The 12,505-nt window shown below is 69.4% G+C and carries 11 protein-coding genes; 5 read left to right on the top strand and 6 right to left on the bottom strand.

Annotation, left to right across the window (positions count from 1 at the left end):
• The first annotated feature begins 48 nt into the window (after positions 1-48).
• Together ACEN8G_RS05860 and aroB are read left to right on the top strand one after the other, a co-directional pair.
• A complete protein-coding gene (locus ACEN8G_RS05860; protein ID WP_413417409.1) occupies positions 49-588 on the top strand; it encodes a shikimate kinase in 540 nt (179 codons plus the stop codon).
• Positions 585-1,673: a 3-dehydroquinate synthase gene (gene aroB, locus ACEN8G_RS05855; RefSeq protein ID WP_413417411.1), complete on the top strand. Its 1,089-nt coding sequence runs from the start codon at positions 585-587 to the stop codon at positions 1,671-1,673. The genes ACEN8G_RS05860 and aroB overlap by 4 nt, the downstream gene beginning before the upstream one ends.
• 105 nt (positions 1,674-1,778) lie before the next feature.
• Here aroB and ACEN8G_RS05850 read toward each other — a convergent pair whose 3' ends face one another.
• On the bottom strand, positions 1,779-3,707 hold the full coding sequence (locus ACEN8G_RS05850; protein ID WP_413417413.1) for a TonB-dependent receptor domain-containing protein: 1,929 nt from the start codon (positions 3,705-3,707) through the stop codon (positions 1,779-1,781).
• Positions 3,708-3,850: 143 nt separating this feature from the next.
• Here ACEN8G_RS05850 and ACEN8G_RS05845 point away from each other — a divergent pair, with 143 nt between their 5' ends.
• The 3 genes from ACEN8G_RS05845 to ACEN8G_RS05835 all read left to right on the top strand — a co-directional run bounded on the left by ACEN8G_RS05845 (position 3,851) and on the right by ACEN8G_RS05835 (position 8,807).
• Positions 3,851-4,711, top strand: coding sequence for a LytTR family DNA-binding domain-containing protein (locus ACEN8G_RS05845; protein WP_413417415.1), 861 nt, complete (start codon positions 3,851-3,853; stop codon positions 4,709-4,711).
• A gap of 108 nt (positions 4,712-4,819) precedes the next feature.
• The gene (locus ACEN8G_RS05840; RefSeq protein WP_413417417.1) at positions 4,820-6,835 is read left to right on the top strand and encodes an ATP-binding protein; all 2,016 of its coding nucleotides are present in this window, start codon (positions 4,820-4,822) and stop codon (positions 6,833-6,835) included.
• 91 nt (positions 6,836-6,926) lie between these two features.
• The gene (locus tag ACEN8G_RS05835; RefSeq protein WP_413417419.1) at positions 6,927-8,807 is read left to right on the top strand and encodes a M1 family metallopeptidase; all 1,881 of its coding nucleotides are present in this window, start codon (positions 6,927-6,929) and stop codon (positions 8,805-8,807) included.
• Between the two features lie 133 nt (positions 8,808-8,940).
• On the opposite strand, the gene ACEN8G_RS05830 is transcribed toward ACEN8G_RS05835, so the two are convergent.
• The 5 genes from ACEN8G_RS05830 to ACEN8G_RS05810 are packed head-to-tail and all read right to left on the bottom strand — an operon-like array spanning position 8,941 to position 12,476.
• Complete coding sequence (locus tag ACEN8G_RS05830; RefSeq protein WP_413417093.1) at positions 8,941-9,579, bottom strand: class I SAM-dependent methyltransferase; 639 nt, start codon at positions 9,577-9,579, stop codon at positions 8,941-8,943.
• A complete protein-coding gene (locus ACEN8G_RS05825) occupies positions 9,561-9,899 on the bottom strand; it encodes a DUF423 domain-containing protein (RefSeq protein WP_413417096.1) in 339 nt (112 codons plus the stop codon). Before ACEN8G_RS05825 ends, ACEN8G_RS05830 begins: the two co-directional genes overlap by 19 nt.
• Positions 9,896-10,273 (bottom strand): diacylglycerol kinase, encoded by a 378-nt coding sequence (locus tag ACEN8G_RS05820; protein WP_413417098.1) that lies wholly within the window; start codon positions 10,271-10,273, stop codon positions 9,896-9,898. Before ACEN8G_RS05820 ends, ACEN8G_RS05825 begins: the two co-directional genes overlap by 4 nt.
• A complete protein-coding gene (locus tag ACEN8G_RS05815; RefSeq protein WP_413417100.1) occupies positions 10,270-12,051 on the bottom strand; it encodes a monovalent cation:proton antiporter-2 (CPA2) family protein in 1,782 nt (593 codons plus the stop codon). Before ACEN8G_RS05815 ends, ACEN8G_RS05820 begins: the two co-directional genes overlap by 4 nt.
• Positions 12,051-12,476 (bottom strand): iron-sulfur cluster assembly scaffold protein, encoded by a 426-nt coding sequence (locus tag ACEN8G_RS05810; RefSeq protein WP_413417102.1) that lies wholly within the window; start codon positions 12,474-12,476, stop codon positions 12,051-12,053. The genes ACEN8G_RS05815 and ACEN8G_RS05810 overlap by 1 nt, the downstream gene beginning before the upstream one ends.
• Positions 12,477-12,505: the final 29 nt, after the last annotated feature.

Here is a 12,505-nt window from a genome sequence, read left to right as displayed (position 1 = left end):
GCGGGCCTTTTGCCCGACGACCGACCTCGCTGTATAGCCCTTCCGAACATGTTACAAACACAGGCAGCGAATACCGCATGGACGGGCAAGGCGATCGTGCTGATCGGCCTGATGGGTGCGGGCAAGACCACGGTCGGGCGGCGCCTGGCGCAGCGTATGCGGCTGCCCTTCGTCGATGCGGACCATGAGATCGAGGCGGCGGCGGGGATGACCGTGGCCGATATCTTCGAGCGGTTCGGCGAGGCGCATTTCCGCGACGGAGAGCGCAGGGTGATCGCCCGGCTGGTCGATGGCGCCCCCAAGATCATCGCCACCGGCGGCGGCGCCTTCATGAACGAGCATACCCGCGCGCTGATCCTCGAGCATGCGATCGCGGTGTGGCTCGATGCCGAGCCGGCGGTGCTCGCCGACCGGGTCCGCCGCCGCGACACCCGTCCGCTGCTGCGCGGGCGCGACCCCGAAGCGGTGCTCTCCGAGCTCGCCGCGGTCCGCAATCCCTATTACGCGCTTGCGCCGATCCGGGTGCCCAGCATAGCAGCGCCGCACGACACCACCGTCGACGCGATCCTGAAGGCGCTCAATCCGTGACAATCGTTCCCGTCGCCCTGGGCGACCGCAGCTATGACGTCCGCATCGAAGCCGGGCTCCTCGCCCGCGCCGGCGAAGCGCTCGCGCCCTTCGACAAGGGCCGGCGCTGGGTGATCGTCACCGACGAGAATGTCCTGCCCCACCTCGCCACGCTGCAGGCGAGCCTCGGCCCGAGCGAGGCGATCGTGCTCAAGCCCGGCGAAGGCACCAAGAGCTGGGGCCAGCTCGAGGCGCTGCTCGACAGGCTGCTCGAGCTGGGCGTGGAGCGCAGCGACCATGTCATCGCGCTGGGCGGCGGCGTGATCGGCGATCTCGTCGGCTTCGCGACCTCGATCCTCAAGCGCGGCTGCAACTTCGTCCAGGTGCCCACCACCCTGCTCGCCCAGGTCGACAGCTCGGTCGGCGGCAAGACCGCGATCAACACGCGGGCCGGCAAGAACCTGGTCGGCGCCTTCCACCAGCCGAGCGTAGTACTGATCGACCCGCAAGTGCTCGACACGCTTCCGGCACGCGATCTGCGCGCCGGCTATGCCGAAGTGGTGAAGTACGGGCTGATCGACGATTTCGCCTTCTTCGAATGGTGTGAGGCCAATGCGGCTGCGCTGATGGCCGGCGACCCGGCGGCGCGCGAACATGCGATCGCCCATTCGGTCGGCGCCAAGGCCCGCATCGTCGCGGCCGACGAGCGCGAGACCACCGGCACCCGTGCGCTGCTCAACCTCGGCCACACCTTCGGACACGCACTGGAGGCCGAGACCGGCTTCTCGGACAAGCTGCTCCACGGCGAGGGCGTCGCCGCCGGCATGGCGCTGGCGTTCGGCTTCTCGGCGGCCAAGGGCATCTGCCCCGGCCAGGACGCCGAAAGGGTTGCCGCGCACCTGGCTGCTGTCGGCCTGCCGGGTGGGCTGAAGGCGGCGGGGATCACCGCCTCCGGTGCGCGGCTCGTGGAGCACATGCTCCACGACAAGAAGATGAGCGCGGGCACCCTGCCCTTCCTGCTCGCCCGCGGGATCGGGCAGACCTACCTCGACAAGACGGTGGACCTTGCCGAGGTGGCGGCGTTCCTGGACGCGCAGGAGCGCTGATATCTCCCCACACCGTGTTCCTGCGAAAGCAGGAACCCAGGGTCATCCGGTACTTCGCTACCCTGTGCTCCTGCTTTCGCAGGAGCACAGGAAGCGGGGGACCAATCAGATCTCCCCCGTCAGCGTCAGTGTCAGCGTCCGTGGCAGGATCGGCGTGATCAGCCCGGAATTGGTCGGGTTCCAGGCGAACCTGTCAGTCAGGTTGGTCACCCGTGCGCGCAGCGTCACCGGATGGCCGTCCAGCTCGAAGGCCTGGCGCAATCCGAGATTGAACAGCGCATAGCCCGGCAGCGACACCCGGTTCTCGCGATCGGCATAGCGTTCGCCGCGCACATTCACCCCGCCATCGACGGTCAGCCCTTCCACCCCCGGCACCCGCCAGGTGAGATTGGCCAGCGCCGTCACTTCCGGCCGGCCGATCGGCCGCGTGCCGATCACGCCGCGGTCGACCAGCTCGCCCTCGATCTTCGCGTCCAGATAGGTCGCCCCCAGCACCGCGCTCAGCCGCGGCGTCAGCGGCCCGGCGAGCGACAGCTCCACCCCGCGGTGCCGCACCGTGCCGACAAAGTCGAACGCCCCGCTCGCGTCCATCCCCGGCGTCGGCTTGGAGAGGTCGAACACCCCGGCGATCAGCGTCGGCCCGCCCTCGAACCGGTATTTCACCCCCAGCTCGGCCTGGCGAGAGATGGCAGCGGGCAGCACCGTGCCGCGATTGCTGGCATTGGCGGGAGCGACGCCCGCTTCCTCCAGTCCGCGCGCATAGCTGGCGAAACCGGTCAGCCGCTCGTTGATCGCTACCGACAAGGCCCCGCCATAGAGCCAGGGCCGCGTGGTCTGCTCGGTCACCCGCCCGTCCACCGCGCGGACGCGCTTGGCATAGTCGACCCGCTGCGCATCGAGCCGCAGCTCGGCCAACGCGCCGATCGACAGGCGATAGCCGATCCCGCCAGTCCATTGCCCGACATCGTCGCGCATCCGCGCCGTGCCGCGCGAGACGGCCGGCGCGGTGACTTCGGGGATATGGTTCACATCGGCATAGGTGCCAGCGGAATAGGCCACGCCCGGATCGGCGATCACGGTCGAATCGCGCCGCCGCGCCATGGCGAGGATGCGGTGGGTGAGATTGCCGGTGGTGAACTGCTTGGCGGCGGTCACCTCGCTCGACACCGCCCAGCGATTTTCCGGGCCGAACAGCAGGCCGCTCTGCGCAACCTCGGTGCCGTTGCCGGTGAAGCGCAGCAAGTTGAACGCGCTATAGTCATAGGGCAACGCGTTGCGGAACACCGAGGCGCCGAACCGCCAGCCTGCGCCCGCATCGACATCGGCAAAGGCGCCGATCAGGTCCGACCCGTTCTTGTTGCCCATCCAGCTCTGCGTGCGCTCGGTCCAGCGCTTCACTTCGCGCGGCGCCGCGGCGGGATTGGCGAAAAAGGTATCGCCCTCGCGCGGGAACCAGTTGTGGCTCCACAGGCCGGTGATCTGCACGCCCGGCGCCGGCGACCAGCGCGGCACCAGCCCGGCCGCGATGAAGTCGCCCCCCGTCCCGTCGGTATAGCGCTGGCTGATGCCAAGCTGCACGCCGCCGGCAAGGGACAGCTTGTCGGATCCCACCGCGCCGCGCAGCAGCGCCACCGGGCCCGAACCGCCCCACCAGCCCGCCTCGAGCGAGGCCCGCGCGCCCGCGCCGCCGCTCGGCAGCGCATATTGCACCACGCCCGAGGGCGCGGCGAAATCGGTACGCAGGCCATTGGCGCCGACCCGGATCGCGGTGCCGCCGTTGAGCGGCTGGAGCATCCCGGCGACGCGGACATAATAATGGTCCTCGATCCGGTAGTTGCCCGCCGCCTGCAGGTCGAAGCCGCGCACCTCGCTCTCCGAATAGAGCCCGACCTCCTCGATCCCGACCCGCCGGCCAAAGGCATCGTCGGCGGCGCGCACCACATCGCCATTGGCGGGCGGCTGGGGCGCCCGGGCGGTTTGCGCATGCGCGGCGGGCACCGCGAGCAGCGATAGGCAGAATACCGAATGACGCATGACTGGAACCCTCATCCCTGACCCCCCTGTCGGCGCGGATTTGCCGCCGCGCGGGGGGCCCGGTGGAGCGGACTGGGACGAACGGGCGACCGGTGTGACGAACGGCAGTTCGCGCGCGCGCGTTCGCGGGTTATCCTGCGTGCATGGAGAGGGCGGCGAACGAGTCGATCTGGGACATTCGGGTCCCGCTGAGTGCAGCGGCGGCGCTGGCGCTGTTCACCTTCCTGCTCGGCTTCGGCATGGGCGGGATGCAGGCCGGTGCCGACAGTTTCGCCACCCAGCATCCGGACGAGGCGCGGCTCGCCCGCCTGCTCGTCTGGGGCGCGATGCTCACCATTGCCTGGGCCAGTCGCAAGCCGGTGCAGGAGATGCTCCAGGCGCCCCGGCAGTCACCCCTGCTGCTCGGCGCGCTCGCCTTCGTGCCGGTGACGCTCGCCGAGCTGGCCAGCTCGCGCTTCGCCTTCGCCATCCTGCCCTATGAGCTTTGCGGACCGGACGGCCCTGCCCTGCCGCCGTCGCTGATCAGCTTCCTGCCGCGCTCGGCGATCCTCGGCTCGACCGCGCTGCTGACGCTGATGGCCTGGGGCCGGCACCTGGCCGACCGCCGCCGCGCCCAGGATCCGGACGACTATTACGAACCGCTGCCGATCCTGCTGCCCCCGGCCAATGCACGAGTCGATGGCGAGCAATGGCTCGACCTGCCCGAGACACCGTTCCTGCGCGTGCGTGCCTGCGACGTCGCGCAGATCCGCTCGGCGGGGAATTACAGCGAGATCCTCGCGCACGGCCGCGTCCATCTGGTCCGCGCGCCGCTTTCCGAACTGGCCGAGCGCTTCGCCGGGCTCGGCTTCGTCCGGGTGCATCGCCAGGTGGTGGTGAACCGCGGCCATGTCTCGCAAATCTATCGCGAGGCCGGCGGTCGCCCCGCCGTCCAGCTGCGTTGCGGCACGATCGTCCCGCTCGGCCGCAGCTATCGCACCGCGCTCGCTACCTTCGGCCACTGATCCACCGATTTCCGCTGCGTCCCGGGAGCAGAACGACGCGCCCCGCGTTGATGCATCCAGCGGGTTCGATTTCGCCTGCGCAACGATAGAGACTCATTCGGGAACCGCATGGCCACTGCGATCGCATCAGCCGCTACGTTCGACGCCTTTGGCGAACTGGGCCGGCTGACGTCCGCGATCGGCGAGGAATCCCCACTCGGCCAGGTTTGCGACTGGTCGAACGCGCTCACCGCCGCCGTGCGCCTGATGCTGCCATCGCATGCCGAGATCGTGATGTTCTGGGGTCCGCAATTCTGCGCGCTCTACAACGACACCTATGCCCCCACGATCGGCGACAAGCACCCCCGCGCGCTCGGCCAGCCGGCGAGCATCTGGTGGGGCGAGCTGTGGGACGATCTGGGACCCTTGCTCCAGGGCGTGCGCGATACCGGCGAGCCGTTCTGGGCCAAGGACCGCCCCTTCTATATCGAGCGCGACCAGGGTCGCGGCGAGACGGTCTATTTCGACATCAGCTATTCGCCGGTGTTCGACGACGACGGCTCGGTCGGCGGTGTGCTGTGCATCGTCAGCGAGACCACGCTCAAGGTCCTTGCCGCACGCGAGGCGCTGGCCGATCGCACCCGGCTGTGGACGCTCGCCCGCGATCCCTTCCTGATCGCCGACAAGCAGGGCATCTGGCGCAATGCCAGCCCGGCCTGGACCGAGATTCTCGGCTGGAGCGAGGCCGAACTGGTCGGCCGCAGCTCCGAATGGATCGAGCATCCCGACGATCGGGCGCGCACCCATGCCGAGCTCGAGAAGCTCCAGCAGGGCGAGCCGACCTGGCGCTTCGAGAACCGCCTGCGCGCCCGGGACGGCAGCTATCGCTGGTTCAGCTGGACGACGGTGCCCGAGGGCAATCTGCTCTACTGCGTCGCGCGCGACATCACTGCCGAGCGCGAGGCGGCGGAGGCGCTGGAGACCGCCGAGGACGCGCTGCGCCAGTCGCAGAAGATGGAGACGGTCGGCCAGCTCACCGGTGGCGTCGCCCACGACTTCAACAATCTGCTCCAGATCGTCACCGGCAATCTCGACATCCTCCAGCGCAACCTGCCCGAGGACCAGCCCCGGCTGGCGCGCGCGGCGGGGGCGGCGATGAACGGGGCGCAGCGCGCGGCGGTGCTCACCCAGCGCCTGCTCGCCTTTTCGCGCCGCCAGCCGCTGGCGCCCGAGCGGGTCGATCCCAACCGGCTGATCGCCGGCATGTCCGACCTGCTCCACCGCAGCCTGGGCGAGACGATCGAGGTCGAGATCGTCCAGGCCGGGCGCGTCTGGCCGGTCGAGGTCGATGCAAACCAGCTCGAGAATGCGCTGCTCAACCTGGCGATCAATGCGCGCGACGCGATGCCCGAGGGTGGCAAGCTGACGATCGAGACCGCCAACACCCATCTCGACAGCCACTACACCGCGCGCGACATCGAAGTGACGCCCGGCCAATATGTCCTGATCAGCGTCTCCGACACCGGCAACGGCATGGATGCGGACACGCTCGCCCATGCCTTCGAGCCCTTCTTCACCACCAAGGATGTCGGTCGCGGCACCGGGCTCGGCCTGTCGATGGTCTATGGCTTCATCAAGCAGTCGGGCGGGCACGTCCGCATCTATTCGGAGCCCGATCACGGCACGAGCGTGAAGATCTACCTGCCCCGCTTCCGTGGCACGACCGGCACGGCGGCGCCCCAAGCCCCGGCCGAGCTGGTGCCCCAGGGCAGCGTCCATGAGACGATCCTGGTGTGCGAGGACGACGAGAATGTCCGCGCCTATACGGTCGAGGTGCTGCGCGAGCTCGGCTACCGGGTGATCGAGGCGGGCGACGGCCCCGCCACCCTCGCGGCGCTCGACGCCGAGCCGGGCAGGATCGACCTGCTGTTCACCGACGTCGTCCTCCCGCGCGGCATGACCGGCGCGGTACTCGCCGCCGAGGCCCAGGCCCGGCGGCCCGACATGAAGGTCCTCTTCACCACCGGCTATGCTCGCAACGCGATCGTCCATCACGGCCGCCTCGATCCCGGCGTCCAGCTGCTCCCCAAGCCCTTCACCTATACCGACCTGGCGGCGAAGGTACGGGACATGCTCGACGGGTGATCGCGAGGGTTCTGACCGGCTTCGTCTCTGCCACGGCCGGCATCGTCACCACTCAGTTGCCGTTCATCGCCGATCCGCTTAGCACGCCACCATGCGCATCCTCCCCGCCCTCGCCGCCGCGATCGTGATCGCCGCGCCCGCCGCCGCCCAGACCGGCAAGCCCGCCCCGATCCTCACCACGCCCGAGGCGAAGGACGTGTGGACCCATGCCCAGCCCGAGGCGGCGCGCGTCACCCATGTCGACCTCAACCTCGACGTCGATTTCGCCAGCAAGACCCTGTCCGGTATCGCCACGCTCGACGTGCTGGCGGCCAAGGGCGCAACCGACATCGTCCTCGACATCGACGATCTCGATATCGAGAGCGTCACCTGCCCCAAGGGCAAGCCCCTCCCCTACAAGATCGGCCCGCGCGAGACCGAGATCGGCCTCGGCTCGGCGCTGACCGTCCAGCTCAACGGCAACAAGCAGATCCTGATCCGCTACAAGACCAGGCCCGGTGCCAGCGCGCTCGGCTGGCTCGCGCCCGAGCTGACCGCCGGCAAGCAGAAGCCGTACCTGTTCAGCCAGGGCCAGCCGATCAACAACCGCAGCTGGATCCCCACCCAGGACAGCCCCGGCATCCGCCAGACCTGGTCCGCGACGCTCACCGTGCCCGACGGCTTCGTCGCGGTGATGAGCGGCGACCGGCTCGACGGCGCCACCGGCACGCTGGTCCCGCACCAGAAGCGCCGGTTCCGCTTCAAGATGGACCGGCCGGTGCCGCCCTACCTCATCGCCTTCGCGGTGGGCGACCTCGCCTTCAAGGCGACGGGCCCGCGCTCCGGCGTCTGGGCGGAGCCGAGCCAGCTCGATGCCGCCGCGCACGAAGTCGCCGATGTCGAGAAGATGATCGACGCCGCCCAGGCGCTCTACGGCCCCTATCGCTGGGGCCGCTACGACATGCTCGTCCTGCCGCCGAGCTTCCCCTATGGCGGCATGGAGAACCCCACCCTCACCTTCCTAACCCCGACGATCATCACCGGCGATCGCTCGAACACCGACGTCGTCGCGCACGAGCTGGCGCACAGCTGGTCGGGCAATCTCGTCACCAACGCGACCTGGTCGGACTCGTGGCTCAACGAGGGCTTCACCACCTATTTCGAGAACCGGATCATGGAGGCGGTCTATGGCAAGGAGCGCGCCGCCATGTACGCCGATCTCGACTGGGACGGGCTGCAGAAGGACATCAAGGACGCCGGCGGCAATGACGCACCGACCACCCGCCTGCACGGCGATCCGGGTGCGACCTTCGGCCAGCTCGACTATTTCAAGGGCTCGACCTTCCTGCGCACGATCGAGGCGGCGGTGGGCCGGGCGAAGTGGGACGCCTATCTGCGCTCCTATTTCGACCGCCACGCCTTCCAGCCCCAGACCACGGCCGGCTTCCTCGCCGACCTGCGCGCCAACCTGATCAGGGGCGACAAGGCGCTGGAGGCCAAGCTCGAGCTCGATCGCTGGGCCTATCAGGCCGGCCTCCCCGACAATGCGGTGCACGTCACCTCGGCGACGCTCGCCGCGGTCGATGCCAAGCTCGCCGCGTTCAACGCCGGCGGCCCGGCGAGCGCGGTGCAGCCGACCGGCTGGGCGACCCAGCAATGGCTGCGCTTCCTCAACGGCCTGCCCCGCCAGCAGACCCCGGCCCGTCTCAGGGAGCTGGACGAGACGCTCGGCCTGTCGGCCTCGAACAACGCCTATGTCCGCTCCGCCTGGGCCGAGCTGGCCATCGCCAACCGTTACGAGCCCGCACTCCCGAGCATCGAGGCGTTCGTGAAGCATGTCGGCCGCGGCCTGCTGATCTACCCGATCTACAAGGACCTGATGGCCCAGGGCGAATGGGGCAAGCCGATCGCGGTTCGCTTCTACGAGGGTGCCAAGACGGGGTACCACCCGAATGCGGCGGCGGGTGTCGCGAAGATCGTCGGGGCGGAGTGACCCTTCTCCCTCTCCCCTCCGGGGAGAGGGTGGCGACCCCGGCGAAAGTCGGGAGAAGCCGGGAGAGGGGCAAGCGCGATGCCCCATCGAAAGGCCCCTCTCCCCGGCCCTCTCCCCAAAGGGGAGAGGGAGATTACTCGAACCCGAAAACCTCGCTGACCCGCATCACCCCGCTATCCGTCTCGGCGAACGCATATTCCGCCAGCCCCCGCAGCCGCTCCAGCGGCAACGGCGCCCGCCGCGGATCGCCGACCAGCACCTCGATCCCCGCCGCCCGGCAGCGCGCCAGGAACGGCGTCACCCGCGTCGCCGGCTCGGGATCGTAGAACACGTCTCCCGCCAGGATCAGGTCCACTTCGGGCACTGGCCCCTCGGTCAGGTCGCCCAGCACCGCCTCGACCGCCACGCCGTTGGCCGCCGCATTCACCCGCGTAGCCGCCACGGCATAGCGATCGACATCCACCGCCAGCACGCTCGCCGCCCCGGCCCTCATCGCAGCAATCGCCACCAGCCCGGACCCGCAACCCAGGTCCAGCACCCGCCGCCCGGCCACAACCTCCGGCCGGTCCAGCACGAACCGCGCCAGCGCCAGCCCGCCCAGCCAGTAATAGGCCCAGTAGGGCGATCCGAACGCGTCGTCCTCCGCCGCCAGCCGTCCCAGCCCGCTGGACGGCGCCGCCTTGTGCAGGCGTATCTCGGGAATGCCGGGCACGGGCAGCAACGGCAGCCGCTCCCGGATGAAGTCGCTCGGGTTCAGGCCGGTCGCCTCCACGCCCCCACCGCCAGGCAGACCCAGCCGGCGATCAGCGCCACGCCGCCGATCGGGGTGATCGCCCCGAACCAGCGCGGCCCGCCAAACGCCATGGCATAGAGCGTCCCGGCGAACAGCGCACCGCCCGCCACGAACAGCCAGGCCGGCACCCGCCCGCCCATTCGCAGCGCGACCAGCGCTGCCACTGCATGGATCAGCTGATACTGCCCACCGGTCTTCAGCCACTCGGCCGCCTGTCCGCTCGCGCCATGCGCGGCAAAGGCTCCCGCCGCCACGGCAAGTGCCCCCGAAAGCGCCGCCAGCACCGTCACGATCCTCACAGCCCGATCTCCTTCAGAAACCCCGGTCCGCTCGCCACCACCATCGCGACCCCCACCGCGAGCGCGGCGAAGCTCATCACCAGCACCGCGCCGGCGAGCATGTCCTTGGCCACCTTCACCGACGGATGGATGCCCGGATGGAGCAGGTCGATCACCGCTTCCATCGCCGAGTTGACCAGCTCCAGCGCCAGCACGATCGCGCAGCAGACCGCGACCAGCCCCCACCAGACCGGCGCCGGCCGCAGCACCAGCAGCGCGACGATCGCCGCCACCGCGAGCCGCGCCTGGCTGCGAAAGCTCGCCTCGCGTATCCAGCCGGTGCGGATGCCGGTGAGCGCAAAGCCCATCCGCTCGCGGAAGGGCCGCCCCTTCACCCGGAGCTTTCCAGATCGACCTCGATCGCCGCCGCCCGGCTGGCATGGGTGATCATCCCGTCGATCCCGGCGCGCAGGTCGCCGGTCTCGCGCTGTACGTCGAGCCGGGCATTGTCACGCCGGCGATATTCGGCCTCGGTCTTGTCGATCTCGCGCTGATCGACGCCCACGGCCTGCATCGCCTGGCGCGCCATCATCACCGCGCTTTCCAGCAGCTCGCGGACCACGCCGCCCACCGGCGCACCCTTCATCTTGATCACGCTGCGCCGGTCATAGGCACGAACGAACACCGTCGCCTTAGGGAAGGCATAGTGCACCGCCTCGAGGAACTCGGTGTCGATCTTGTCGCCGTCGTTGCAGAACAGCACCAGCTCGGCCTCGGCAGCACCCGCCTGGCGCAACATGTCGATGCGCAGGCCGTCGCCATAATAGACCTTCATGCCGAAGTCGTTGGCGGTCTGGATCATCTCGACATCGGTATCGATGATGGTGACGGGGATGTCCTGTGACAGCAGCATCTGCGCCACCGTCTGGCCGAACCGGCCATAGCCGACCACGACGGCGTTCGACCCCTCGTGCCGCGGCAGGTCGAGCCCTGCCGCGCTCGGCGCCGGCTCGGTGCGCAGCTTCTTGGTCGCCATCATCAGGAACGGCGTGGTGGCCATCGACAGGGTGACGATCGCGCCGAAGATGCTCGCCGCCTGCCCCTCGATCAGCATCGCCGACTGGGCCTGGGCGAACAGCACGAAGCCGAACTCGCCGCCTTGGCTGAGCAGCACGCCAAGCGCAAAGGCCTGGCGCCGCGGCATGCCGAACAATAGCCCCAGTCCCATGATGATCGCGGCCTTGGCGGCGATCAGCGCCAGCGCCATGCCGATCACGAAGAAGGGCCGCTCGGCGATCGCATGCAGGTTGAGCGTCATGCCCACCGCGAGGAAGAACAGGCCGAGCAGGATCGAGCGGAACGGCTCGACATCGGCCTCCAGCTCATGCCGATAGGGCGAGTCCGCCAGCATCACGCCGGCGATGAACGCCCCCAGCGCCGCCGACAGCCCGAGCATCTCCATGATCGCCGCCGCGGCGATGACGGTGAACAGCCCGGCAAAGATGAACATCTCGCGCTCGCCGAGATTGCCGATCAGCCGGAACAGCGGGCGCAGCAGATAGCGGCCGGCCAGGATCAGCCCGATGATCGCCGCCACCGTGTAGATGCCGAGCAGCCATCCCGGCGGACCGCCCTGGTCATGCGGGTTGCGCGACAGCGCCGCGACGATGGTGATCAGCGGGACGATCGACAGGTCCTGGAACAGCAGGATCGCAAAGGCGCGCTCACCGAACGGGGTGCGCAGGCGCCCCGCCGATTGCAGCAACGGCAGCACCTGGGCGGTCGAGGAAAGGGCAAGCGGCAGGCCCAGCGCCAGCGCCGCGCCGATCGAGCTGCCGGTCGCGACCCAGACCATCGCGGCGACCACCAGTCCGCAGATCGCCACCTGGAGCAGGCCGAGCCCGAAAATGTCGCGCCGCATCCGCCACAGCCGCCCGGGGCTCAGCTCGAGCCCGACCAGGAACAACAGCAGCGCGATGCCCAGCTCGGCAATGCCCATCTTGCTCTCGGCATCGCCGACCAGCCCGAGCACCTGCGGGCCGACGACCGCGCCGGCGACGAGATAGCCGAGCGTCGCGCCGAGCCCGAGCCGGCGGAACAGCAGCACGAACAACAGCGCAAAGCCGAGCAGCGGAACATATTCGCCGAGCAGCGAGGCTTCCGAATGTTCCATCAGCCGCGCGCCTTTCGCGCCGCTTCGGCCACCGCCTCGAAGGCGAGCCGGATCGCCGCATGGCGCCCGCGATGCGAAAGCGCCGGCGTGAACAGGTCGAGCCCCGGCCAGTCGGGCGGCGTCGTCCGCTCGCCGGCGAGCCAGGCGGTGAGTTCGTCGCGCGCCGCCTCCAGCTCGTCCAGCGAGCGGCCCACTGCATGGGCCTCCATCAGCGCCGACGATGCCTGGCCGAGCGCGCAGGCGCGCACCACCATGCCGATCTCCGCGATCCGGCCGGTGTCATCCAGCTTCACGTCGACAGTGACGCGGCTGCCGCACACAGGCGAGCGCTTCTCGGAAGAGGCCATCGCCCCCTCCAGCCGCGCCTCGAACGGCACGGAGGCCGCCAGGCGCAGGATTTCGGTGTTGTAGAGGGGTGCGTTCATTCCGCTCCCGACTTAGGGGAGCAAGTCGC

Origin of the sequence: Sphingomonas sp. Sphisp66 (assembly GCF_047324325.1) — a bacterium.
Classification (GTDB): Bacteria; Pseudomonadota; Alphaproteobacteria; order Sphingomonadales; family Sphingomonadaceae; genus Sphingomonas.
The sequence above is the reverse complement of the archived record's forward strand: the minus strand, read 5'-3'. Positions and strand labels throughout refer to the sequence as shown.